General features: G+C 61.5%; 27 protein-coding genes. 11 read left to right on the top strand and 16 right to left on the bottom strand.

The features are described from left to right. Positions 1 to 199: 199 nt before the first annotated feature. Positions 200 to 1,045 (top strand): AAA family ATPase, encoded by an 846-nt coding sequence (locus tag OC445_RS04800; RefSeq protein ID WP_198791491.1) that lies wholly within the window; start codon positions 200 to 202, stop codon positions 1,043 to 1,045. Continuing rightward, positions 1,045 to 2,223 (top strand): vWA domain-containing protein, encoded by a 1,179-nt coding sequence (locus tag OC445_RS04795; protein WP_003189625.1) that lies wholly within the window; start codon positions 1,045 to 1,047, stop codon positions 2,221 to 2,223. Before OC445_RS04800 ends, OC445_RS04795 begins: the two co-directional genes overlap by 1 nt. Before the next feature lie 42 nt (positions 2,224 to 2,265). On the opposite strand, the gene OC445_RS04790 is transcribed toward OC445_RS04795, so the two are convergent. The 4 genes from OC445_RS04790 to OC445_RS04775 form a co-directional block, all read right to left on the bottom strand. Continuing rightward, positions 2,266 to 2,808, bottom strand: a complete 543-nt coding sequence (locus OC445_RS04790; RefSeq protein ID WP_054919976.1) for a hypothetical protein — start codon at positions 2,806 to 2,808, stop codon at positions 2,266 to 2,268. 105 nt (positions 2,809 to 2,913) lie between these two features. Further along, entirely contained in the window at positions 2,914 to 3,825 is a 912-nt protein-coding gene (locus OC445_RS04785) for a biotin-dependent carboxyltransferase family protein (RefSeq protein ID WP_057975688.1), read from the bottom strand. Then, positions 3,822 to 4,526, bottom strand: coding sequence for a 5-oxoprolinase subunit B family protein (locus OC445_RS04780; RefSeq protein WP_057975687.1), 705 nt, complete (start codon positions 4,524 to 4,526; stop codon positions 3,822 to 3,824). Before OC445_RS04780 ends, OC445_RS04785 begins: the two co-directional genes overlap by 4 nt. Next, a complete protein-coding gene (locus tag OC445_RS04775) occupies positions 4,523 to 5,263 on the bottom strand; it encodes a 5-oxoprolinase subunit PxpA (protein WP_057975686.1) in 741 nt (246 codons plus the stop codon). Before OC445_RS04775 ends, OC445_RS04780 begins: the two co-directional genes overlap by 4 nt. Positions 5,264 to 5,438: 175 nt before the next feature. Between OC445_RS04775 and OC445_RS04770 the strand changes: the two genes are divergently transcribed. Then, complete coding sequence (locus OC445_RS04770) at positions 5,439 to 6,359, top strand: LysR family transcriptional regulator (protein ID WP_057975685.1); 921 nt, start codon at positions 5,439 to 5,441, stop codon at positions 6,357 to 6,359. A 114-nt stretch (positions 6,360 to 6,473) separates the two neighbouring features. Here OC445_RS04770 and OC445_RS04765 read toward each other — a convergent pair whose 3' ends face one another. Genes OC445_RS04765 through OC445_RS04755 form a run of 3 tightly spaced genes read right to left on the bottom strand, consistent with a single transcriptional unit; the run spans position 6,474 to position 8,364 of the window. Then, positions 6,474 to 7,016: a DUF2937 family protein gene (locus OC445_RS04765; RefSeq protein WP_034126628.1), complete on the bottom strand. Its 543-nt coding sequence runs from the start codon at positions 7,014 to 7,016 to the stop codon at positions 6,474 to 6,476. 10 nt (positions 7,017 to 7,026) lie between these two features. Further along, positions 7,027 to 7,803: a class II glutamine amidotransferase gene (locus OC445_RS04760; protein ID WP_003189615.1), complete on the bottom strand. Its 777-nt coding sequence runs from the start codon at positions 7,801 to 7,803 to the stop codon at positions 7,027 to 7,029. Between the two features lie 30 nt (positions 7,804 to 7,833). Then, a complete protein-coding gene (locus tag OC445_RS04755; protein WP_236281693.1) occupies positions 7,834 to 8,364 on the bottom strand; it encodes an MFS transporter in 531 nt (176 codons plus the stop codon). Positions 8,365 to 8,388: 24 nt separating this feature from the next. Here OC445_RS04755 and OC445_RS04750 point away from each other — a divergent pair, with 24 nt between their 5' ends. Next, the gene (locus OC445_RS04750; protein WP_198791488.1) at positions 8,389 to 10,431 is read left to right on the top strand and encodes a S9 family peptidase; all 2,043 of its coding nucleotides are present in this window, start codon (positions 8,389 to 8,391) and stop codon (positions 10,429 to 10,431) included. Here OC445_RS04750 and OC445_RS04745 read toward each other — a convergent pair. Then, positions 10,428 to 10,709 (bottom strand): hypothetical protein, encoded by a 282-nt coding sequence (locus tag OC445_RS04745; RefSeq protein ID WP_034126625.1) that lies wholly within the window; start codon positions 10,707 to 10,709, stop codon positions 10,428 to 10,430. The genes OC445_RS04750 and OC445_RS04745 overlap by 4 nt on opposite strands. Positions 10,710 to 10,787: 78 nt before the next feature. Here OC445_RS04745 and OC445_RS04740 point away from each other — a divergent pair, with 78 nt between their 5' ends. The 4 genes from OC445_RS04740 (at position 10,788) to OC445_RS04725 (ending at position 12,983) form a co-directional block, all read left to right on the top strand. Continuing rightward, positions 10,788 to 11,474, top strand: a complete 687-nt coding sequence (locus OC445_RS04740) for a spermidine synthase (protein ID WP_034126624.1) — start codon at positions 10,788 to 10,790, stop codon at positions 11,472 to 11,474. Between the two features lie 89 nt (positions 11,475 to 11,563). Next, positions 11,564 to 11,938, top strand: a complete 375-nt coding sequence (locus OC445_RS04735) for a YajD family HNH nuclease (protein ID WP_054898999.1) — start codon at positions 11,564 to 11,566, stop codon at positions 11,936 to 11,938. Positions 11,939 to 12,097: 159 nt separating this feature from the next. After that, positions 12,098 to 12,565 (top strand): RNA methyltransferase, encoded by a 468-nt coding sequence (locus OC445_RS04730; RefSeq protein ID WP_003189607.1) that lies wholly within the window; start codon positions 12,098 to 12,100, stop codon positions 12,563 to 12,565. Positions 12,566 to 12,632: 67 nt separating this feature from the next. Further along, positions 12,633 to 12,983: a DUF2892 domain-containing protein gene (locus OC445_RS04725; protein WP_014717485.1), complete on the top strand. Its 351-nt coding sequence runs from the start codon at positions 12,633 to 12,635 to the stop codon at positions 12,981 to 12,983. A gap of 82 nt (positions 12,984 to 13,065) precedes the next feature. On the opposite strand, the gene OC445_RS04720 is transcribed toward OC445_RS04725, so the two are convergent. Together OC445_RS04720 and OC445_RS04715 are read right to left on the bottom strand one after the other, a co-directional pair. Further along, complete coding sequence (locus tag OC445_RS04720; protein WP_200582813.1) at positions 13,066 to 14,286, bottom strand: hypothetical protein; 1,221 nt, start codon at positions 14,284 to 14,286, stop codon at positions 13,066 to 13,068. Between the two features lie 13 nt (positions 14,287 to 14,299). Next, positions 14,300 to 14,749, bottom strand: coding sequence for a YcgN family cysteine cluster protein (locus OC445_RS04715; protein ID WP_003172524.1), 450 nt, complete (start codon positions 14,747 to 14,749; stop codon positions 14,300 to 14,302). A gap of 153 nt (positions 14,750 to 14,902) precedes the next feature. Here OC445_RS04715 and OC445_RS04710 point away from each other — a divergent pair, with 153 nt between their 5' ends. Continuing rightward, entirely contained in the window at positions 14,903 to 15,496 is a 594-nt protein-coding gene (locus tag OC445_RS04710; protein ID WP_034126620.1) for a nitroreductase family protein, read from the top strand. 140 nt (positions 15,497 to 15,636) lie between these two features. Here OC445_RS04710 and OC445_RS04705 read toward each other — a convergent pair whose 3' ends face one another. The 5 genes from OC445_RS04705 to OC445_RS04685 all read right to left on the bottom strand — a co-directional run bounded on the left by OC445_RS04705 (position 15,637) and on the right by OC445_RS04685 (position 20,293). Continuing rightward, entirely contained in the window at positions 15,637 to 16,569 is a 933-nt protein-coding gene (locus OC445_RS04705; RefSeq protein ID WP_262019978.1) for a D-2-hydroxyacid dehydrogenase, read from the bottom strand. Positions 16,570 to 16,676: 107 nt separating this feature from the next. Beyond that, a complete protein-coding gene (locus OC445_RS04700; RefSeq protein WP_003189597.1) occupies positions 16,677 to 16,970 on the bottom strand; it encodes a YcgL domain-containing protein in 294 nt (97 codons plus the stop codon). Continuing rightward, a complete protein-coding gene (gene rnd, locus OC445_RS04695; protein ID WP_034126618.1) occupies positions 16,967 to 18,100 on the bottom strand; it encodes a ribonuclease D in 1,134 nt (377 codons plus the stop codon). Before rnd ends, OC445_RS04700 begins: the two co-directional genes overlap by 4 nt. A 122-nt stretch (positions 18,101 to 18,222) precedes the next feature. Next, positions 18,223 to 18,822: a class I SAM-dependent methyltransferase gene (locus tag OC445_RS04690; protein ID WP_054919994.1), complete on the bottom strand. Its 600-nt coding sequence runs from the start codon at positions 18,820 to 18,822 to the stop codon at positions 18,223 to 18,225. A 100-nt stretch (positions 18,823 to 18,922) separates the two neighbouring features. Continuing rightward, the gene (locus OC445_RS04685) at positions 18,923 to 20,293 is read right to left on the bottom strand and encodes a glutamine synthetase family protein (protein ID WP_034126616.1); all 1,371 of its coding nucleotides are present in this window, start codon (positions 20,291 to 20,293) and stop codon (positions 18,923 to 18,925) included. A 447-nt stretch (positions 20,294 to 20,740) separates the two neighbouring features. On the opposite strand from OC445_RS04685, the gene OC445_RS04680 reads away from it, so the two are divergent. Beyond that, entirely contained in the window at positions 20,741 to 21,514 is a 774-nt protein-coding gene (locus OC445_RS04680) for a transporter substrate-binding domain-containing protein (RefSeq protein ID WP_034126615.1), read from the top strand. A gap of 93 nt (positions 21,515 to 21,607) precedes the next feature. On the opposite strand, the gene cynR is transcribed toward OC445_RS04680, so the two are convergent. Continuing rightward, a complete protein-coding gene (cynR, locus tag OC445_RS04675) occupies positions 21,608 to 22,459 on the bottom strand; it encodes a transcriptional regulator CynR (RefSeq protein WP_034126614.1) in 852 nt (283 codons plus the stop codon). 112 nt (positions 22,460 to 22,571) lie between these two features. Between cynR and OC445_RS04670 the strand changes: the two genes are divergently transcribed. After that, entirely contained in the window at positions 22,572 to 23,213 is a 642-nt protein-coding gene (locus tag OC445_RS04670) for a carbonic anhydrase (RefSeq protein WP_003189587.1), read from the top strand. Positions 23,214 to 23,236: the final 23 nt, after the last annotated feature.

Here is a 23,236-nt window from a genome sequence, read left to right as displayed (position 1 = left end):
GCTTGCCTGCGATGGCGGTGGGTCAGCCAACTCATCTGTCACTGATACACCGTCATCGCAGGCAAGCCAGCTCCCACACTTCCTGCATGGGCCAGGGCTGATGTGACCCGCCATTCAGAGACTGAATGCCCCGTCTGCGTTCACAGTCGCCGGGGCTGCGCGGTATAGTCAGGCCATTGATGAATTCGAGGAATGACCGATGAAGTTCGAAGGCACCCAGGCCTATGTGGCTACCGATGACCTGAAACTGGCCGTCAACGCCGCCATCACCCTGGAACGGCCATTGCTGGTCAAGGGCGAACCGGGCACCGGCAAGACCATGCTTGCCGAGCAACTGGCCGAATCCTTCGGCGCCAAGCTAATCACCTGGCACATCAAGTCCACCACCAAGGCGCATCAGGGCCTCTACGAGTACGACGCAGTGAGCCGCTTGCGTGACTCGCAACTGGGCGTGGAAAAGGTCCACGACGTGCGCAACTACCTGAAGAAGGGCAAACTCTGGGAAGCCTTCGAGTCCGAAGAGCGGGTGATCCTGCTGATCGATGAAATCGACAAGGCCGACATCGAGTTCCCCAACGACCTGCTGCAAGAACTCGACAAGATGGAGTTCTACGTCTACGAAATCGACGAGACCATCAAAGCCAAGAAGCGCCCGATCATCATCATTACCTCCAACAACGAAAAAGAGCTGCCGGACGCGTTCCTGCGCCGCTGCTTCTTCCACTACATCGCCTTCCCCGACCGCACCACCCTGCAAAAGATCGTGGACGTGCACTACCCGGACATCAAGAAAGACCTGGTCAGCGAAGCGCTGGACGTGTTCTTCGATGTGCGCAAGGTGCCGGGCCTGAAGAAAAAACCTTCCACCTCCGAGCTGGTCGACTGGCTCAAGCTGCTGATGGCCGACAATATTGGCGAAGCAGTGCTACGCGAGCGCGACCCGACCAAGGCCATCCCTCCCCTGGCTGGCGCCCTGGTGAAGAACGAGCAAGACGTGCAGTTGCTGGAGCGTCTGGCGTTCATGAGCCGTCGCGGTAATCGCTGATGCTGCTCAACCTGTTCAACGAAATGCGTGCCGCCAAGGTACCGGTGTCGGTGCGCGAGCTGCTCGACCTGATCAACGCGCTCAAACAGCGCGTGACCTTCGCCGACATGGACGAGTTCTACTACCTGGCCCGGGCGATCCTGGTCAAGGACGAGCGGCATTTCGACAAGTTCGACCGGGCCTTCGGCGCCTATTTCAACGGCCTGGAAAAGCTCGACGACCACCTGCAGGCGCTGATCCCCGAAGAATGGCTACGCAAGGAATTCGAACGTTCCTTGAGCGATGAGGAACGCGCGCAGATCCAGTCCCTGGGTGGCCTCGACAAGCTGATCGAGGAGTTCAAGAAACGCCTGGAAGAACAGAAAGAACGCCACGCCGGTGGCAACAAGTGGATCGGCACCGGCGGCACCAGCCCCTTTGGTTCTGGCGGCTACAACCCCGAAGGCATTCGCGTCGGTGACGCCGGCAAGCGTCAGGGCAAGGCGGTGAAAGTCTGGGACCAGCGCGAGTACAAGAACCTCGACGACCAGGTGGAACTGGGCACGCGCAACATCAAGATCGCCCTGCGCCGCCTGCGCAAGTTTGCGCGCCAGGGCGCGGCCGAAGAGCTGGATATCGACGGCACCATTGACCACACCGCCCGCGATGCCGGCTTGCTGAATATCCAGATGCGCCCCGAACGGCGTAACACTATCAAGCTGTTGCTGCTGTTCGACATCGGCGGCTCGATGGATGCCCACGTGAAGATCTGCGAGGAGCTGTTCTCCGCGTGCAAGACCGAGTTCAAGCACCTGGAATATTTTTACTTCCACAACTTCGTGTACGAATCGGTGTGGAAGAACAACCAGCGCCGTACTTCCGAACGCACCTCCACCCAAGACCTGCTGCACAAATACGGCGCCGACTACAAAGTGATTTTTATCGGCGATGCAGCCATGGCGCCCTATGAAATCACCCAGGCCGGTGGCAGCGTCGAGCATTGGAACGAGGAGCCCGGGTATGTGTGGATGCAGCGTTTCATGGCCAAGTACAAGAAGCTGATCTGGATTAACCCTTACCCGAAAGATACCTGGGGCTATACGGCGTCGACGGGGATTGTGCGGGAGTTGGTGGAGGATCAAATGTATCCGCTGACGCTGCGCGGGCTTGAAGAGGGCATGCGTTTTCTATCCAAGTGAACCCTGGCCTGTAGCCGATGCTAACGGCTACAGGCACGGCACTCAGCAGTGCTCGTTGTCGATCCAGGAAAACCTGAGAAAGAGCGCAGCGAACTGTTTGATCAGTTCAGAATCCTGGCGGTCTACTTTCCCGTCGTTGTTCACATCCTGATTGATCGAAACACTGGCCCCTTGACCATTCCCGTCGCTGTATACCGCCGCCGAATAGACGATGGTTTCATCTCGAGGGTCTCCCTCGCCATGGTGGAAGTGCAGCCGTACCGTATCAGGAATCCCGTTGTCATCGAAGTCGCCGGCAAACACCTTCAGGTATTTGTCAAAGGGCTCATCGAGACTGAACCACTGGAAAGCCAGAAACAGCTGGGAAAACTCCAGTGCCATCTCCCGGTCAACCTTGTCGACAATGCCGTCTTGATTGAGATCATCCGCAATAATCCAGTCAAACTGGCCATCGTCAGTAATATCAAATGCCGTTGCCCGATGCACAAGCGCGGGGGTTTGGGCGGTGTCATAAAACTCCAGATAGACCACATCCGGAATATCGTTATCGAGTACATCCTGGGCATATATCTTCAAATAGCGCATAGCAAAGCCTGATAGTGAATAAGCCAATCAAGGCTTGCATGGCTGTGCGCTGGGGCAAAGACGACAAAATTCTGCAATGTCGTAGGACTCATCTTTAAAACCCACTTACGCTGAAAACCTGCGTAAATACTCTATGTGCTGCCGATGCGCTGTTTCCTGCACCACCGGGGCCAACCGGACTTTCTCCCCCGGCAAACACTGCGCCAGCCGCGCCAAGGATAAAGGCGTCAACGCGCCCAACCGCGGATAACCACCGATCGTCTGCCGGTCATTGAGCAACACAATCGGCTGCCCATCCGGGGGCACCTGGATCGCGCCCAACGGTATCCCTTCGGAAATCAACGACGGCCCCTGATACTGCAACGGCGTGCCGAGCAAACGCACGCCCATACGGTCGGCACGGCTGTCCAGAGACCATTCGGCGTTGAAGGCATCAAACAAACTCTGCCCGCTGAACTGGCCTATCTGCGCGCCGACGATCACGTCCAGTGATGCACCGGATTGCACATCCGGGTTGGCCAGCACCTTCATTGCACCGCCCGTACCGGAATAGGCCAACCGCCCGCCTTGGGCCAGTGCCTTGCCGCAACCGTCCACCCCGCCCAACGCTTCGCGCACGACCGTGGCACAACTGCCCAGTACCGCCTGCGCATCAAAGCCACCGGGCGCGGCCAGATAAGCGCGTGCCCCATTGCACGGCTGAGTGAAGCGCAGTCGCTGGCCCTTTTGCAGGATAAAACTGCGACCGGGGCTTATCGCCCGCTCATCGACATAGGCGCCCAGGTCCGCACCGGCCAAGGCCAGCAGGCAATAATCCTCAGCCTGTACGGTAAAGCCCCCCAGGGTAATTTCCACCACCGGGGCATCCAGGGCATTGCCCAAAAGCCAGTTGGCCCAGGACATCGACACCCAATCCAGCGCGCCGCCCTGGGTCACGCCCAGGTGGCGTACACCAAAACGACCGGCGTCCTGCAACAGGCACAGTGGCGTGCTGGCCTCGATGATCAAGCGGCTCATGCTTGCGCCTCCAGCGGCGTGTCGTCGCCACCCAAGTGGATGAATTCGGCGTGGCTGACCGAGGCGAAGCGCACCGTGTCGCCGGGTTGCATCAGGCTGTAGCCGTCGCGCTCCCGGTCGAACAGTTTGGCCGGGGTGCGGCCGATCAGGTTCCAGCCGCCCGGGGACACCACCGGGTACGCAGCGGTTTGCCGTTCGGCGATACCGACACTGCCAGCGGCCACGCGTTTGCGCGGCGTGTTGAGGCGTGGGGTGGCGAGCACTTCGTCCACCAGCCCCATAAAGGCAAACCCAGGGGCAAAGCCCAGGGCGAATACCTGGTACTCGTGGGCGCTGTGGCGGCGGATCACCTCCTCCACGGCCAGCCCGCTGCGCTGGGACAGCAAGGTCAGTTCCGGGCCGACACTCAGGTCGTACCACACTGGCAACACATGGCATTGGCCGCTGCCCTGGGCCTGGGGTTGCAGGTCGGTAAGGGCCTGGTCAATCAGCGCCCGGGCCTGGGCCGGGGTTAGCGCAGTGAGATCGTAATGCACCATCAAGGTGGTGTAGGACGGCACCAGGTCCACCAATGCCAAGCCAAAGCCATTGCGCAAGCGCTCGGTAGCCGCGAGCATCCACGGCATGTTGGGCTCGGCGATCACGTCAAACAGGCGCACCATCAGGCAGTCGATCGCCACCACTTCGATGCGTGGGTTCATGCTGTTTTCAACGCTTCGCGGATACGCTGCACGGCAGCCACCGAGCTGGCGTTGTCGCCATGCACACACAGGGTATTGGCCTGGAGTACCAATGAGCTGCCGTCGCTGGCAATCAGCGATTCGCCACGGGAAAGGGTCAAGGCCTGCTGCACAATGGTTTCGCTGTCGTGGTGCACCGCGCCGGGCAACTGGCGGGAAACCAGATGGCCGTTGCTGTCATAGGCACGGTCGGCAAAGGCTTCGAACCACAGCGTCACCCCGTATTCATCACCCAACGCTTGGGCCGCGCGGTTATCCCGGGTGGCCAGCAGCATCAGCGGCAGGTCGCCGTAGGCGGCCACGGCCTGGATCACCGCACGCAACTGCGCGGGGTTGGCCATCATGTCGTTGTACATCGCACCATGGGGTTTCACATAGCTGACGCGCCCGCCCTGAGCGCGGCAGATGCCATCCAGCGCGCCGATCTGGTAGTGCAACAGGTCCTGGATTTCCTGCGGCGTGTAATTCATGGAGCGCCGGCCGAAGCCTTGCAGGTCCTGGTAGGCCGGGTGGGCGCCCACTTGTACGCCGTGCTTGAACGCCAGGCTGACGGTCTTGCGCATGATGCTCGGGTCGCCGGCATGGAAGCCGCAGGCCACGTTGGCGCAATCAATGAACGGCATGACTTCGGCGTCCAGACCCATGGTCCAGTTGCCAAAGCTTTCGCCGATGTCGCAGTTCAGTAGCAGGCGGCTCACGGTGGTCGCTCCTGTAGGTTTTGTTTTTTTGTAGTGTGGGATTTATTACACAGAACTCGCAACTTGTCCTGGCACCCCAACGACGCTTATCGTGGAACGGCTCGATTTTTGGCGCTTGCCCGGTGCGACGTCCAACTAATAAAAACCGATTCATGCATAAGAAAAAGTTGATCCCATGAATTTGAAGTTCCTCGAAACCTTCGTCTGGGTGGCCAGGCTCAAGAGCTTCCGGCTCACGGCCGAGAAGCTGTTCACCACCCAGGCCTCGATTTCCAGCCGCATTGCGGTGCTGGAAAGCGAGTTGGGGGTGAAGCTGTTCCTGCGTGATTCGCGTGGCGTGAGCTTGACGCCGGAAGGCTTGAAAGTGCTCGACTATGCAGAGCAGATGATGGTGACCATGCAGGGCTTGAAGCAGTCCCTGGAGACCACCAGCAGCAAGGTCGGGCGCATTCGGATCGGCGCGATGGACACGGTGATCCACACCTGGCTGAGCCCGCTGGTCGCTGAACTGATGAAGCTGTACCCGCTGGTAGAGATCGAGTTGATCGCCGATACCGCGCTGAACCTCAGCGATCAGTTGCAAAAAGGCTTCCTTGACCTGATCCTGCAAACCGACCTGCTGCGCCTGGAAACCGTGCGCAGCCTGGAACTGGCCAGCCACCCCATGGCCTGGATCGTGGCCAGCCAGTCGATCTACAACCGCGACTACGCCTCCCTCGCCGAACTGGCCCAGGAGCGCATCATCACCTACTCGAAAAACTCTCACCCGCATCAGGACGTGTTGAGTTTGATGCAGGCCAATGGCGTGGCCGCACCGCGCATGAACTGCGTGAACTCGGTGTCAGCGATTACCCGGTTGCTGCGCGATGGCTTCGGTATCGGCGCACTGCCGCCGGTGCTGGTGAGCGAAGAGCTGGAGCGAGGGGAATTGGTGATGCTGCCAATGGCCCAGCGCCTGCCGAACTTGCAGGTGGTGGTGTCGTGGCGCGTAGGAGTGGAGTTGGTGGAGGAAATTGTGGGGTTGTGCCAGAAAGTCGTCGCCCGCTATGCCGAGCAAGTCGGTGCAGAACGCATGCAACTGCATAAACCCGATTAATCGTTCCCATGCTCTGCGTGGGAACGCAGCCTAGGGCGCTCTGCGCCTCCAAGCGCGACGCGGAACGTCAGAAAAAGCATTCCCACGCGGAGCGTGGGAACGATCAGTGGGTCGTTAGAGGCCCTTGAGGTCCCGTTCTTCGATGGGCCGGCTCTGGCGCAGGCGCCGGCCGCCTAACACCACCCAGTCGATCAAGCGGTACAGGCACTCGATGCCGAACGACAACAGCATCGCCCCGCCCAGGCCCCAGCCCATGGCTTCAGGCGTCAGCAGAATCTGGTAGCTGTAGCCATTCCAGGTCTCCGAACGGATATCCGGGTCGGCAGCCACCGCCACTTGCAGGGCACGGATGTACCACGGGCCTTGCATGGCCTGGTATTGCTTGTCCAACTCGAGTTGGCGATCGAGCATAGCGCCCAGGCTGCTGGCGTCGCTCTGGAATACCGGGTCATCGCTGGCGCGGTAATGCGCCACCAAGGCTTGCATATCACCGTTGAAAAACTGCTGCGCCGTGGACTCGAAACCGCGCAAGCCGGTCTGGGCCTCGATCAAGTGGGCTTCGACGCGCTTGGCGTAGTCATTGATAAACCCCGGCACCTGCACGCCGACCAACAAGCCAACGGCAAACAGCACCAACCGCAGATAGCTAAGCAACATGCTCGATTCCTTACTCGGTAACGCCCTGGCTGACACATTCACCGCGTCGCCACAGGCTCCATTGGCCCGGTTCGTAGCGGGTCCAGTTTTCGTTGTCGGTCAACGGCTCGGTGGCGATCACCGTTACCACATCATTGGGGGTGGTTTCGGCCTGAAAATCGACGATCACGTCGACATCTTTCAAGCGCGCCGGGCCAAAAGGCGCCCGCCGGGTGATCTGTGCCAGCTTGGTCGAGCAATAGCAGAACAGCCAGTCGCCATCGCTGAGCAGGCAGTTGAATACGCCCTTGCTGCGGTATTCGGCGCAGGCGGCGATCAGGTCGGGCAGCACCTGTTCGATGTCCACCGGCTCGGGGAAGGCTTCGCGCACACGGTTGAGCAAGTCGCAGAACGCCGCTTCGCTGTCGGTATCGCCCACCGGGCGGTAGAAGGTGGCGCGGGGATTGAAGTCCGCCAGTTGGCCGTTGTGGGCAAAACACCAGTTACGCCCCCACAGCTCGCGCACGAACGGATGAGTATTGGCCAGGCTGACCTTGCCCACATTGGCCTGGCGGATATGGCCGATCACCACTTCGCTCTTGATGGGGTAACGCTGAACCAGCAATGCGACTTCCGACTCGCTACTGGCAGCCGGGTCCTGGAACAGGCGCAGGCCACGGCCTTCATAGAAGGCAATGCCCCAGCCGTCGCGGTGCGGGCCAGTGCGCCCACCGCGCTGCATCAGCCCGGTAAAGCTGAACACGATATCGGTGGGGACGTTGGCACTCATGCCCAATAATTCACACATGCCAGGGCTCTCGCTGCAGGGCAGACAACGTTAAAGGCGCGGTTCGACCCGCATACCACCGGCAGGCGCCGGACGACGGAACGGTTCGTCGTCTTCTTCCGGCTCGGCGGCCAAGGCCGCATCCGCAGCCGCCTTGCGCTCACGGCGAGCGTTGGCGGCGCGCTCGATGGGCCAGCGGATCAGCACAAACACGATGTACAGGGCAAACACGATCATCGTGTACATGAACAGGTCGGAAATGGCGCGCCAGGCGTTGTTGCCGACCTTGAGCACCAGGTCCAGGGCGGTAATGGCCACGGCCGGCGCAAACTGGGTCTTGACCGGGTCGACAATGGTCGGGCTGAGCAGCAACACCGCCATCAGCAATTGCAGGGGCTCGCGCAGCCAGCGCCAGATCCAGCGGGTCATGCGCCACCACACCAACAGGCAGCCCAAAGCGGCGAAGGCGTAAAGGCCCCAAGCGGTCAGATAGTCGTTCTCGGTCATGGTGTCCATGGCAAGGTTGGCAAACAGGCGGCTATGATAACGGCTTTTGCGTGTCGCGGCTGCAATGCCTGCCACCGTCTGCCAGATAGGGAATTATCCATGCCTATTTCCACCGCACCGATTGCCCGCAAGGCCCCAGGCCCAGACCCGTACGCTTGGCTGCAAGAACGCGACAACCCTGAGGTGCTCGACTACCTCAAGGCCGAAAACGCCTGGCAGGAAGCCCAACTGGCCGATCAGCAAGCGTTGCGCGAGACCCTGTTCGAAGAGATCAAGGGCCGCATTCTGGAAACCGACCTGTCCCTGCCCTCCCCTTGGGGCCCGTATCTGTATTACACCCGCACCACCGCCGGCGACGAATACGCCCGCCACTACCGCTGCCGCCGCCCGGCCGATGACAGCAACCAGGTGGACACCAGCAGCGAAGAGCTGTTGCTGGACCCGAACGTGTTGGCCAATGGCGGCTTTTTCTCCCTGGGCGCGTTCAGCATCAGCCCCGATCACCAACGCCTGGCCTACAGCCTCGATACCAGCGGCGAAGAGATTTACACCCTGTTCGTGAAGGAATTGGCGACCGACAAGGTCAGCGAACTGGCGTTCGACAACTGCGATGGCAGCATGACCTGGGCCAATGACAGCCTGACGCTGTTTTTCGGCGAACTGGACGACACCCATCGCCCGCACAAGCTGTATCGCTATCGCCTGGACGGCACCGCAGCGCAGGAAGTCTTCCACGAGCCCGACGGTCGTTTCTTCCTGCATTGCTACCGCTCAAGCTCCGAACGCCAACTGTTGCTGGCCCTGGGCAGCAAGACCACCAGCGAAGTCTGGGCGCTGGACGCCGATCAACCGCACCTGGCCTTCACCTGCCTGGCGTCACGGGTCGAAGACCACGAATACGACGTCGACCACGGCAAGCGCAATGGCCAGTGGACCTGGTTTATCCGCAGCAACCGCGACGGCATCAACCATGCGCTGTACGTGGCCGCCGACACCGGCACGCCGCCCACCGAAGCCGACTGGCAGAACCTGATCCCCCACAGCGACGAGGTCATGCTTGACGGCGTGAGCCTGAACGCCAGCGCCATGACCTTGAGCCTGCGCATCGGTGGCCTGCCAGTCATCGAAGTGCACCCTGAGGATGTGCCGGCCTATCGGGTGCAATTGCCTGACGCCGCCTACAGCCTCTACGTGCAGAACAGCCTGGAGTTCCCCAGCGACAAGATCCGCCTGCGCTATGAGGCCTTGAACCGCCCGGCCCAAGTGCGCCAGCTTGAGCTGGCGACAGGCGCACAGGTCGTGCTCAAGGAAACCCCGGTACTGGGCGTCTTCAACGCCGACGATTACGTCAGCCAACGCCTGTGGGCCACTTCCGCCGACGGCACTCAGGTACCCATCAGCCTGGTGGTCAAGCGTGACCAGCTCGGCAAGCCGACGCCGCTGTACCTGTATGGCTACGGTGCCTACGGCTCAAGCCTGGACCCGTGGTTCTCCCATGCGCGCCTGAGCTTGCTCGACCGTGGCGTGGCGTTTGCCATCGCCCATGTGCGCGGCGGCGGTGAGCTGGGGGAAGCCTGGTATCGCAACGGCAAGCAGGAACACAAGCAGAACACCTTCAGCGACTTTATCGCCTGCGCCGAACATTTGATTGCCGAGCGCCTGACCACCTCCCCGCAACTGGCGATCAGTGGCGGCAGTGCCGGCGGCCTGTTGATCGGCGCGGTGCTCAACCAGCGTCCGGAATTGTTCCAGGCGGCAATTGCCGAAGTGCCGTTCGTCGATGTGCTCAATACCATGCTCGACCCGGAACTGCCGCTGACCATCACCGAGTACGACGAGTGGGGCAACCCCGAGGACCCCGAGGTGTACGCGCGCATCAAGGCTTACGCGCCGTACGAGAACGTCAGCGCCCAGGCTTACCCGGCCACGCTGGTGATCGCCGGCTATAACGACAGCCGCGTGCAGTACTGGGAAGCCGCCAAGTGGGTGGCCAAGCTGCGGGATATCAAGACGGACGACAACCTGCTGCTGCTCAAGACCGAGCTGGGTGCCGGCCATGGCGGCATGAGCGGGCGCTATCAGGGCTTACGTGACGTCGCCCTCGAATATGCCTTTGTGTTCAAGGCCCTCGGTCTGGTCTAACCGCCCGGCGTTTTCGGCTTGCTGTCGTTCTGCTGCAGGCCAGGGACCGTCTGGTCCTTGGGCGGCGCCGGCAACACGATGGGCGCCAGCGGCGGCGAGCCATTCTGGGTCTTGGGCGCAACGGGCGGAGTGACTTGCGGGTACAACGTGGGTGTTGGCGTGCCCGGCGCGCCTGGGGTTGGCGTGGGCGCGACCGGTACGGTTTGTAACTCCTGAGCCTGCGCGGTACCCAATGCGAGCGCGCTCAACACAATGACCGTTAGAATGCTGCACTTCATCGATGGCTCCATGGCCTGACCGGAATGCCCTAAGGCTACTCCCAACCGCGCAAGAATGCCCTTCCCAATGAGATTTCCATGAAACGTTTTGTTCTGCTGGACACCACCCCAATCCCCGACAACGGCGGTGCCTTGTGCCTGTTCGAATACGGCGAGGACTTCGTCATCAAGATCCAGGGCGGTGACGGTGGCCAGTTGATGAACACGCGCATGCACGGCTCCGAAGATGCCTTGGCGGAGATTCCCTGCCGCAAAGTGGCCGGACGCCCAGGATCACGGGTGCTGATCGGCGGCCTGGGCATGGGCTTTACCTTGGCCGCGGCGCTCAAGCATTTGGGCAAGAGCGCCGAAGTGGTGGTGGCCGAACTGGTGCCCGGCGTCGTGGAATGGAACCGTGGGCCACTGGGGGAGAAATCCGGACGCCCGCTGCTGGACCCGCGCACCGTGGTCCGCCTGGAAGACGTGGCCAAGGTACTGCAGGCCGAGCCCCAAGGCTTTGATGCGATCATGCTCGACGTCGACAACGGCCCCGAGGGGCTCACGCAAAAAGCTAACAGTTGGCTGTACTCGGCCAGTGGCCTGGCCGCGTGCGCCAAGGCCCTGCGGCCCAAGGGTGTGCTGGCGGTGTGGTCGGCCAGCGCCGACAAGCTGTTCAGTGACAAACTGCGCAAGGCCGGTTTCAAGGCCGAGGAAGTGCAAGTGTTTGCCCATGGCAACAAGGGCACGCGGCATACCATCTGGATTGCAGAGAAGCTCAAGGGCTGATCACGGTTGATTCAATAGCGCCAATCCCCTGTGGGAGCGGCTAGAATCAACCTTGTCCGTGAACCACCCAATAATAGCCAGGAGCCATGATGAGCTCGAATAACCCACCCTCCCACACCGCCAAGCTGGACCGCATCCTCGCCGATGCCCAGCGCGACCGCGAAATGGGCTACCGCGATAAAGCCTTGAAGATGTACCCCCACGTGTGTGGCCGCTGCGCCCGTGAGTTTTCCGGCAAGCGCTTGAGTGAACTGACCGTCCACCACCGCAACCACAACCATGATGACAACCCCCAGGACGGCTCCAACTGGGAGTTGCTGTGCCTGTACTGCCACGACAACGAACACTCGCGCTACACCGACCAGCAATACTTCGGCGAAGGCTCCACCAGCAGCCCGAGCATTGCCAAGGCAACGCACAACCCGTTTGCGGCGTTGGCGGGGTTGATGAAGAAGGAAGACTAACGTTCTTCTTTGCCTGTTCCGGCCTCATCGCAGGCAAGCCAGCTTCCACAGTAGGAATGCATTTCCCCGTGGGAGCCGGGCTTGCCCGCGATGCGATCGCCCAAGCACTGCATCCCCCCAGGCCGTATAATCGCCGTTTTTCTCAAGGCACCCTTCCCCGTGGGCAATAAACGCTACAGCTGCATCGGTCTGTATAACCCCAAATCCCCCGAAAACGTCGGCTCGGTGATGCGTGCCGCCGGCTGCTACGGCGTGGCCTCGGTGTTCTACACCGGCGTGCGTTACGAGCGCGCCCGGGATTTCATCACCGACACCAAGAAGGTGCACCACGATATCCCGCTGATCGGCATCGACGACCTGAAAAAGATCCTGCCCCTGGGCTGCATTCCGGTGGCCGTGGAACTGGTCGAAGGCGCCCGTCCGCTGCCTGAATACACCCACCCCGACCGGGCCCTGTATATCTTCGGCCCCGAAGACGGCTCCCTGGACAAAGAGATCCGCGACTGGTGCGAGGACGTGGTGTACATCCCCACCACCGGCTGCATGAACCTGGCGGCCACGGTCAACGTGGTGCTCTATGACCGCCTGGCCAAGGGCAATAACACCCGTTCGGGCCCCAAGTACTGACATTGCGGGAACATCCGGCACATGCGCGCAGTCAGCTAATAACACTTGCCCTTGTTGGAGACTGATCATGAGCGACAGCAAAACCTTGCGACCTATCATCGAAGCCGCCCCCTTGAAGCCTCAACCCACCCAGAACGTGCATGGCTGGGAGCGCATCGGCTCGGTGGCCGGCGGGGTAATGATGGTGGGTAAAGGCTTGCGCCGCGGCGGGATTTTCGGCTTGATCCAGGTGGCGATTGGTGGCGTGGCACTGGCCCGTGGCTTTACCGGGCACAGTTCGCTCAAGGACAAACTGGAACAGGGCCGCCAGGAAATGAACAGCGTGCGCACCAAGATCGAACGGGCCGGTGAAGAGTTGAAGAACCTGAAGACCAAGGCCGAAGTGGCGGCTGAAAAGGCGGTGAAACCTAAAGCCTGACCTGAGACTTGGACATGCTGGAGATTCAAATGTGGGAGGGGGCTTGCCCCCTCCCACATTTTGAATTGCACAGGGGTTTGGATCAGCGCAGCAGTTTGCTGTCCAGTACCACCGACGACTCACCGATCACACTCTCGGCCAACTGCACGAATTCTTTGGTGTTGACGCTGTTCACCCGCATCAACGCCTGCGCCAGATCGTCCAGGGAGCGTTTGTTGTGGGTCTTCACGCGGATCTCACGGTCCAGCTCCTGCAATACCACCACCGAACGCGACAGCCTCGCGCCGTTGACGTGCTCGCCTTTGAGAGTGGTGACGTCTTTGCCTTCTTTGGTCAGCCGCGCCTGGATCGCCGCATAGCGTTCATCGGTGATGCCACCGGCACGTCGCATCAGCTCAATCGCGTAGTACTCGCCCAAGCCCTCGCTGATCCAGTCGCTGCTGTCGTGGTCATTGAAGCGTCCGATGGCCTGCACCACTTCGCGCAGCAACGGGCTGCTGCCATTTTCGCCCACCAGCGGCGTGCGGCTGTTGAGGTAGATCGAATCGCGTAACGAATAAGCGCCCCGCCGCATCGGGTCACTGGCACCGACAATCAACAGTTTGCCGGGATGGCGCGGGAACGCGGCTTCCACCTGGGGCCAGACAAACGTCAGCAACGTCAGCACGTCCATGCGGCGCATGCCCTGGCCCTTGGGCGAGGCCACGGTGACGTCGGTTTCACCCAGGCGCAGGCGGCGGCTGCCGAGGTTGCCCGCCAGCATCCAGCCGGTGGGACGGTCGAACAGGCGGGACACGTTGTCGATGCGGAATTTGTTCTGGCCGATGCGCGGCCAGGCCGTTTCGACGCTCTTCCAACCCGTCGGCAGTTCGAACATCAGACGTGAGACCAGCTCGACGCCGTCTTGCTGGTCGAGACGTGCGGCCGGCACCAGGTCTTCGCCGCGCAGCAACGCCCAGCCGGGCGTGATGCGTGTGTCATACACGCCGGGCTTGCGCGCATGGGCCAGGCGCACCCGGTAGGTCAGGCTGGCCTTGTCAGGGCTGGGTTGCCACAGGCCACGGTTGCCCGTGACTTGCCACTGGCCATCGGCCTTGAAGTCGCTGTAGTCACCGTCGCGGCCCAGGTCGAAGTTCAGGCTGCGCACCGCCGCGCCCTGGGACAGGCTGACGCGCACCTCCGCCTGCTGGCTTTGGGGCAACAGCTTGATGTGGTAATCCAGGTCGACTTTCTTCGCGCACCAGCCCGGCCCGCTCAGCGCCAGCACGACCAGGCCCGCTGCCCACTTGGCGGCCACCTTCATACACACTCCTCATTCAGCCTGCGCGGAAAATCAGGTAATCCTCCCAGTCGTCCTCGGGCACGCTGCCTTCGCTGAGCATGCGCCCGGACTGGGAAATGCGTTCATGGTGCACCGCGTCACGGTCGCCGCAGACCAGGTGATGCCACAGCGGCAAGTCCTTGCGCTCGCTGACCAGGCGATAACCGCAGGTCGGCGGCAACCATTTGAACTGATCGGCCTGGCCCGGTGTGAGCTGAATGCAATCAGGCACCGAGGCGCGGCGGTTGGGGTAATCAGTGCACTGGCAGGTTTTCAGGTCGAGCAGTTTGCAGGCGATACGCGTGTAATAGACGCTGTTGTCGTCCTCATCCTCAAGCTTTTGCAGGCAGCACAGGCCACAGCCGTCGCACAATGACTCCCACTCCTCTTGGTCGAGGTGCTCAAGGGTTTTGCGTATCCAGAAAGGTTCGACTTTGGCGGCCATGGCTCTGCATCAGTATCGGAAGGTGAAAAGGCCGCCAGTCTAGTGCCCAAGCCCGTTGGGGCCAAGCGCTTACGACTGACGGTGTTGCAAGACTTGTCAGGCCTGGGTGGGCGCAGTAGTTTTGAATCCCGTTTTTTTCATCAGGGTCTGTCCATGAGCAATAACCCCCGTGTTGCCGATTATCCGATCCACACCCAATTCACCGAGCGCTGGTCGCCCCGCGCCTTTACCGGCGAGAGCATCCCGCAGGAGACGCTGCTGAGTTTCTTCGAAGCAGCACGCTGGGCGCCTTCGGCCTACAACTCGCAGCCGTGGCGGTTTCTGTATGCGCGCCGTGACACGCCGGACTGGGAGCGCTTCCTGGGCCTGCTGAATGAATTCAACCGCAATTGGGCGCAGCATGCGTCGGCCCTGATCATCATCGCGTCGAAAACCGACTTCATCGCCCCGGGTGCTACCGAAGAAACCCCGGCGCTGTGGCACACCTTCGACACCGGCTCGGCCTGGGGCCACCTGGCGCTGCAAGCCAGCCTCAGTGGCTGGCACACCCACGGCATGGCCGGTTTCGACCAGGAACTGACCCGCAAGGAGCTGAAGATTCCCCAGGGTTATGCGCTGCATGCGGCCGTGGCGGTGGGCAAGCTGGGTGACAAGTCGAGTTTGCCGGAGTACCTGCAAGGGCGCGAAATGCCGAGCCCGCGCAAGCCGTTGAGCGAGCTGGTGTCCGAGGGGAACTTCAGTCTCTAAGCATCGCCCTCTCATCCTCTGTAGGAGCGAGCTTGCTCGCGAAGAACGTCAACGATGACGCGCACTTTCTGAATAAGCGCGGCGCCTGTGAGTTTTTCGCGAGCAAGCTCGCTCCTACATGAGGCCATCGGGCAAGCTCTTCAGTACCCGCGCTCGAAATCCACTTCCCCGCGTAGCGCTTGCTTGGCCTGATACGCCCGCAGGTTCTGCACAAACAACTCCACCATCATTGGCGGCGAGGTCGGGGCCGAGCTGTGCCCGGTCAACAGCAAACCCCACGCCGTCCAGAACGGGTGGCGTTGCGGCAAGGGCTCCTGGCGGCACACGTCGATCACCGCGCCGGCCAGGTGCCCTTCTTTGAGCGCCTCGACCAGATCGGCGTCCACCACCGCCACGCCGCGTCCGACGTTGATAAACAACCCGGTGGGCTGGAATTGCTTGAACAGCGCCGCGTCGTACAGGTCATGGGTATCAGGCGTGTTGGGCAGCAGGTTGATCACGTAATCCACCTCCCCCACCAGCCGGCCCAACTGGTCGAGCCCCGCCACTTCGATAAACGGTGCCTGCTCGCGGGCCTGGCTGGCGATGCCATACAACTGCACGCCGAACGGCAGCAGAAACTCAGCCACGCGCTGGCCGATGTCACCGGTGCCGACGATCAGCGCCTTACGCCCCGCCAGGCTCTGGCCCATGCGGTTATCCCATTTGCGCTCCACCTGGCTGACCAACCGCGCCAGCACTTCACGCTCGTGGCCCAGCATGTAGGTGAGGACAAACTCGGCCATGACCTGGCCAAAAATGCCTACCGCGCGGGTCAGCCGGTAGTCGCGTGGCAAGCCATCGGCCAGCAGTGGCGTGATGCCCGCCCAGGTCGATTGCAGCCATTGCGGATGATGGCCCTGGCGCAGCAGGTTAGCCAACAGATCGGGCTGGCCCAGCCACACCGGACAGTCGGCGGCCAGGCGCGAGAGTTCGGCCGAGTCGCCGCTGGTCAGCACTTCGAGGTCTGGGGCGGCGTCCCTGAGCAATTGGGCGTAGAGCGGATGATCCTGTTCAGCAATCAGAACACGCATGGTTCAAACCTTTGAAAAAACAGTGCAGACGGCCGCCCGCATCCTTACGGCCACCGTCCTCTAATACGATTCCATTGAAGCTGTGCCCTGAAGCGGGCACTGGTCGATCACATCGGGTCGTTGCGGCGCAGCAGCTCTTCGGGCAAGTGCTCGATGTACTCGTCCTCGGCCGGCGGCATTTGCAGGTGGTAGCCCTGCTTGTCGAGGTTTTCCAGCACCACGGCGATGTCTTCGCGCGACAGCTTGCGCTCCGGCGTCAGCACCATGTCAAAGGCGTGATGCGCCTTGCCAAAGGCTTCCATCAACGGCTCGGGCACGCGCTCCAGGGCATCGCTTTTGAGCACATAGAGGTACATGCCGTCTTTTTTCTTGCTGCGGTAGATGGAGCAAATACGTTTCAAGGCTGTTCTCCGGCATTGGCCAGGCTGTCGAGCAACGCCTGGCCCATCAACTCGCGGCGCCAGCCACGCAGCGAGTCTGGCAATTGGTAAGGCCCATCGGGGTAGCCACTTTTAACCAGGGCTTCGAGGGTTTTCTTGCGCAGCATCAGTTCCGGCGCCATGTCCAGGCGCTCGGCGAAGGTTTGGCCCAGGGCCCGCAGTTGCTTGATCAACGCTGCAGCGTCCACCGGTAACGGCTCTGCCACGGCAGGCGGCCATTGGTCCATGGGCAGGCTGGCAGTGCGTTTGATCAGGTCCAGCAGGAACTGGCCGTCCTGGCGCACCGTACGCGGGTGCATGTCTTCGATCTTGCCCAGGGCGGCGAGGTTATCCGGCTGGGATTTGGCCAGGGGCCATAACGAGTGCTCGCGAACGATGCGGTTGCGCGGCAAGTCGCGGGCACGAGCCTGCTGCTCGCGCCAGGCGCAGAGTTCACGCAGCACCGCGAGTTGGGCACGGGACAATTTCCACGCCAGCTTGGCGTCGCGGTACAGCTCGTAGGGGTCGATCTCACGGCGCAGGTTGGCCACCAGTTCGGCGCCGTCTTCCAATACCCACGCGTATTTGTCGTCCGACAGTTGCGGGCGCAGGCGGGTGTAAACCTCGGCCAGGTGCACCGCGTCTTCGGCGGCGTAGCTGACCTGCGTCTCTGACAATGGCCGCTGCAGCCAGTCGGAGCGGGTTTCGCCCTTGGGCAGCTCGATATCCAACACCGCCTGCACCAGGCGCGAGTAGCCCATGGAGAAACCGAGGTTGAGGTACGCCGCCGCCAATTGGGTGTCGAACAACGGCACTGGCAAGCTGCCAGTCAGGCGCAACAGCACTTCCAGGTCTTCGCTGCAGGCGTGCACCACCTTGATCACCGCCGGGTTCTCCAGCAAGGCGGCCAAGGGTTGCCAATTGTCGATAGTCAGGGGGTCGATCAGGTAAGCGCGCACGCCATCACCGATCTGGATCAGCCCGGCAATAGGGTAAAAGGTGTCGACCCGCATGAATTCGGTGTCGAGGGCGACGAATGGCAACTGCTGCCATTCGGCGCAATGCTGGCCGAGGCTATCGTTGTCGCAGATCCAGTGAATATCGATGGCCACACGGCTCTCCCTTGAAGAATGGCGCGCAGTATATATCGCGAAAGGGGCTTGCGAGCATCCGCAGTGCACACGCCATCATGAAAACTCCGACAGGAGATGAAGAATAGTCCGACAAACGGGCGTTATCCTCTCTTACGCAAAACGTAGACGCACCATCGCCGCGAGCCCGGCAGGAACTCTTGGTAATTGAGGATTTTGAAGCCGGCTTGGCGAAACTCGCTCTCTACCGGCGTGCCCACGTTCACGGCAACAATCACCGTGTCGCGACTGACGCGGTGAAACTCATGCAATAACATGAGCCGTGCATCGCTGCCGGGCACATGGCGAAACAAATCCAGGCAGAAAATGCAGTCCACCGCATTCGCCGAAAGGCCAATGGAAAACGCCGAGCCCTGGAATGTTTTGACACGTTTGAGCAACGTACCCGGGTGATGGGTGCGCGCGTGATCGAGCATCGCCTGGGAGTTGTCCGAGGCCAGGATCACACGGTTGACGTGTTCGGCCAGCACCGGCCAGAAGCGCCCGGAACCGCACGCCAGGTCGAGGATAAGCCCTGGCTCGCCCGCCACTTTCAGGGCCTGGCGTACCAACCGCGCATCGCGCCACGCCGACAGGCGCTGCAACAGCCTGGGCGGACGCGGGTCGCCACAGCCCCTGGCATGCTCACGGTCATAGCGCTCGGTGAATTCGGTCTCGATGGAGGATGGAGGTTGTGGCGACATCGCGGGCTCATGTGAATGAAACGGTAGTGAACGACCTTGATCCGCAGCTTAACCTTCGCAACGTGAAAAAAAGGTCGAAAGCCCACCCCGCTAAAACCGGTCACGCTTGATGCAAGTACCACCGCCAATCCTGCTCCCCCACCTCGCCCATGAACTGGCGGTATTCGGCACGTTTGACCGCCAGGTAAACGCTTAGGAATTCGCGCCCGAACGCATCCGGTGCCCAGCGGGAGGTTTCCAGCGCGCGCAAGGTGGTCAGCCAGTCGGTGGGCAGCAGTTCCTTGGCCTGGGCGTAGCCGTTGCCTTGCACCGGGGCGCCAGGGTCGAGCTGTTCGCGGATGCCTCGATGAATCCCGGCCAGGATCGCAGCAGCCGCCAGGTAGGGGTTGGCGTCGGCACCGCAGATGCGGTGTTCGATATGCCGGGATAGAGCCGGGCCACCGGGCACGCGCAGGCTGACGGTGCGGTTGTCCACGCCCCAGGTGGCAGCGAGCGGCGCATAGCTGTTGGTTTGGAAGCGTCGATAAGAGTTGGCGTTGGGGCAGAACATCAACAGTGAATCGAGCAAGGTACTGAGCATGCCGCCCACGGCTTGGCGCAGCAGTGGCGTGCCGTCGGTCGCTTCACTGGCAAACAGGTTATTGCCCTGGGCATCGGCCAGGCTGACGTGCATGTGCATGCCGGTGCCGGCCAGGTCGTCGAACGGCTTGGCCATGAAACAGGCGGTCATTCCATGTTTGTGCGCCACGCCCTTGACCAGGCGTTTGTAGCGCACGGCTTCGTCCATCGCCTGCAGCGCGTCGGTGCGGTGTTCGAGGGTGATTTCCACTTGCCCCGGCGCGTACTCGGAGATAGCTGTGCGCGCCGGAATCCCTTGCAGTTTGCAGGCGCTGTAGAGGTCGGCAAGAAACGGCTCGATCTGCTCCAGTTCGCGCAGGCCGTAGACTTGCGTCGAACGCGGGCGATTGCCATCCACATCCCGCGCCGGTTGCGGGCGGCCGTTGCTGTCGGGCTTCTGGTCGAGCAGATAGAACTCCAGCTCCGCCGCCATCACCGGGTAATAACCGTCGGCCTTGAGCGCCTCGATAACATTGGCCAGCAGGTGCCTGGGGTCGGCCACGGTGGCGGGCAGGCCTTCGGTGGGGTGCATGCTGACCTGCACCGCTGCGGTGGGGATCAAGCGCCATGGCATGCGCTGCAAGCTGCCGCTGATCGGGTAGGCGCGGCAGTCAATATCCCCCACCTCCCAGACCAGCCCGGAGTTTTCTACGTCATCGCCATTGATGGTCAGGCCGAGGATGGTACTGGGCAGAGGCCGGCCACTTTCGTACACCGCCAGCAGTTCGTCGCGGTGCAGCAGCTTGCCGCGCGGTACGCCGTTGTTATCGAGGATAAACAGCTCGAACATTTCAATGTCGGGGTTCTGTTCAAGGAAGGTCTGGGCTTCATGCAGGCTGGCAAAAACACTCATGGGAATTCTCATACGTTTGCGTCAGGCAAGCGCGCAGGCGCCGCCGGGCAGATGCGCACAGGTGCGCGTCATCCTTGGGGTAGATCAACGTAGGAGAGAGGTATCTGGCGGGCGCGCGTGTCGGCAATGGAACAAGGCCCAGAACGCAAGCGCAGACGGCAATGTCGCGGTGTGAGTGTCGGGGCAAGCGTGCATGCGCGGTTCACAGTGATAGAGAGACTGGAGCGTCACACGCGAGGTTACACGGGTAAATTCAGGCTTGATGGAGTTTGGTTGCAGTTTGGCTAAACATTCTGTCTGGAGGAGCGAGATTGCTCGCGAAGATCGTTAACGATAACGCGGGGTGCCTGGTTCACAGCGGCGCACACAGCTTTTTCGCGAGCAAGCTCGTTCCTACAAAAAACGGGCATTATGGCTGCTTCAACCGAGCCCTAAGGATTCGACTCCATGAAAGCGCCTCTGGCCCTCTGTGTACTGGCAAGCCTGGCCAATGTCGCCCAGGCCGACACCGCTGCATCTCGCCTTGACGACGTGATTGCGCGCGGCACCCTCACCGTGTGTACCACCGGCGACTACAAGCCTTACACCTCGCTGCGCAGCGACGGCGGCTATGAAGGTATCGACATTGCCATGGCCGAGTCCCTGGCCAAGAGCCTCAACGCCAAAATCAACTGGGTGCCCACCACCTGGAAAACCCTGATGCCGGACTTTCTGACCCAACGCTGCGACATCGCGGTGGGCGGAATTTCCGTGTCGTTGGAACGTCAGAAAAAAGCCTTCTTCAGCCAGTCTCTCGGGGTCGATGGCAAGATCCCACTGGTGCGCTGCGCCGATGTGCAGCGCTACCAGACGGTGGAACAGATCAACCAGCCCCAGGTGCGAGTGATCGAACCCGCCGGTGGCACCAATGAAGTGTTTGCCCGTGCGCACCTGGGCCAGACGCAGATTCGCCTGCATGACAACGTGACGATTTTTGATGAATTGCTGGCGGGCAAAGCCGATGTGATGATTACCGACGCCAGCGAGGCGCGTTATCAGCAGAAGCTCAAGCCTGGGTTGTGTGCGGTCAACCCGGAGCAACCGATGCAGTACAGTGAAAAAGCCTTTTTGCTGCCGCGCGATGATGTGGCCTGGAAGAGTTATGTGGATCAGTGGTTGCATTTGAGTGTGGCGACGGGGGCGTATGCGGGGATTGTGGGGCAGTGGTTGGCTGCGCCTTGAATGCGGGGTGTCAGGTAGATCGGTCTTGATTGTCCGGCCGTCATCGCAGGCAAGCCAGCTCCCACATTGGGATCCTGGGGCGTCAGCCCGGTCCTACGCCTTGATCAACGCTACAAACGCCGCACACGCAGCGCTGCGATACGCGCCCTTGCGGCTCAGGAGTGCCGCGGTGCGCTGCGGCAACGGTGGATTGATCACCACGGCATGCAGGCCCGCCTGAGCCTCGGCCAGTGCGCGGGGCAGGATGGTTGCCAGGGGCGTGCTGCGCACGATTTCGATGATCGCGCTGATGGAATTGGCTTCCATGGCAATCTGCGGTTTAACCCCTTGCTGGTGGCAGTAGTCGTCGATATAGCGGCGGGTGGCGAAGCCTGTGTTCAATAGCACCAGGGGCTGTTCGAGCCAGGCTGGTTGTGTGCGTTCTGGATGGCTGGCACTGACGACCAGGCTCAGCTCTTCGACAAACAGCGCCTCACAGTCGATCTCCAGCCCATGCTCGCCGGTAAAGCCGATGCCGATATCCAGCAGGTCCTCGCCCAGGGCGGCTTCGATGCGGTCTTGGGTCAGTTCCTCAATGCTCAAGGTGATGCCGGGATACGACGCATTGAAGCGTGCCAGCAGCGGGCCGATCAGGTAGGCGGTGAAGGTCGGCGTCATGGCCAGGCGCAAATGCCCCCGGCGCAGGTCCTGCACGTCATGTATGGCGCGGGTGCCGGCCTGTAGATCCTGCAAGGCCAGCCGCGCATAACGCACATAGGCCTGCCCCGCGTCGGTCAGGCTGACACTGCGCCCGGAACGGTCCAGCAGTGGCGCGCCCAGGCTTTCTTCCAGTTGCTTGATCTGTTGCGACAAGGTCGGCTGCGACACGTGCAGCGCCTCGGCGGCACGCGTGAAATTGCGATGCTCGGCAACGGCCAGCAAGTAACGGATATGACGCAACAGCATGGGCAGCGCTCCAACTATAGGCATGACTTATAGAAAGCATAATAAACCGGTCTTGGACGCTATAGCCGAAAACTTCCATCCTTGCCCCATCAGCGACGCAAGGAGAACCACCATGCAGCACCTCATCGACGGCTTTCGCAAATTCCAACGTGAAGCCTTTACCCCGCGCAGTGACTTGTTCAAACACCTGGCGACCACGCAAAACCCCGGCACCTTGTTCGTGTCCTGCTCTGACAGCCGCGTAGTCCCCGAGCTGTTGACCCAGCAGGAACCCGGTGACCTGTTCGTCATCCGTAACGCCGGCAACATAGTGCCGTCCTACGGCCCGGAACCGGGAGGCGTGTCGGCCACAGTCGAATATGCCGTAGCGGTGCTGGGCGTCAGCGACATTGTGATTTGCGGGCACTCGGACTGCGGTGCAATGACTGCAATTTCCACCTGCAAATGCCTGGACCACCTGCCCGCCGTGGCCAACTGGTTGCGCCATGCCGAGTCGGCCAAGGTGATCAATGCCGCCCGTACGCATGCCTCGGACGCTGCCCGCCTGGATGCCTTGGTGCGCGAAAACGTGGTCGCCCAACTGGCTAATCTCAAGACCCACCCTTCGGTCGCCCTGGCGCTGGAACAAGGCCGGATGAACCTGCATGGCTGGGTGTACGACATCGAAACCGGCGGCATCGACGCTTTGGACGGGCACACCGGGCGCTTCGTCTCCCTGCTCGACCACCCCAGCACCCGCGCCCACGCCGCCTGAACCTTATTCAACCCAAGAGGACG

The organism is Pseudomonas sp. Pse35, assembly GCF_024519715.1.
Lineage (GTDB): Bacteria > Pseudomonadota > Gammaproteobacteria > Pseudomonadales > Pseudomonadaceae > Aquipseudomonas > Aquipseudomonas paracarnis.
This window is presented reverse-complemented; position numbering and strand designations above follow the sequence as displayed.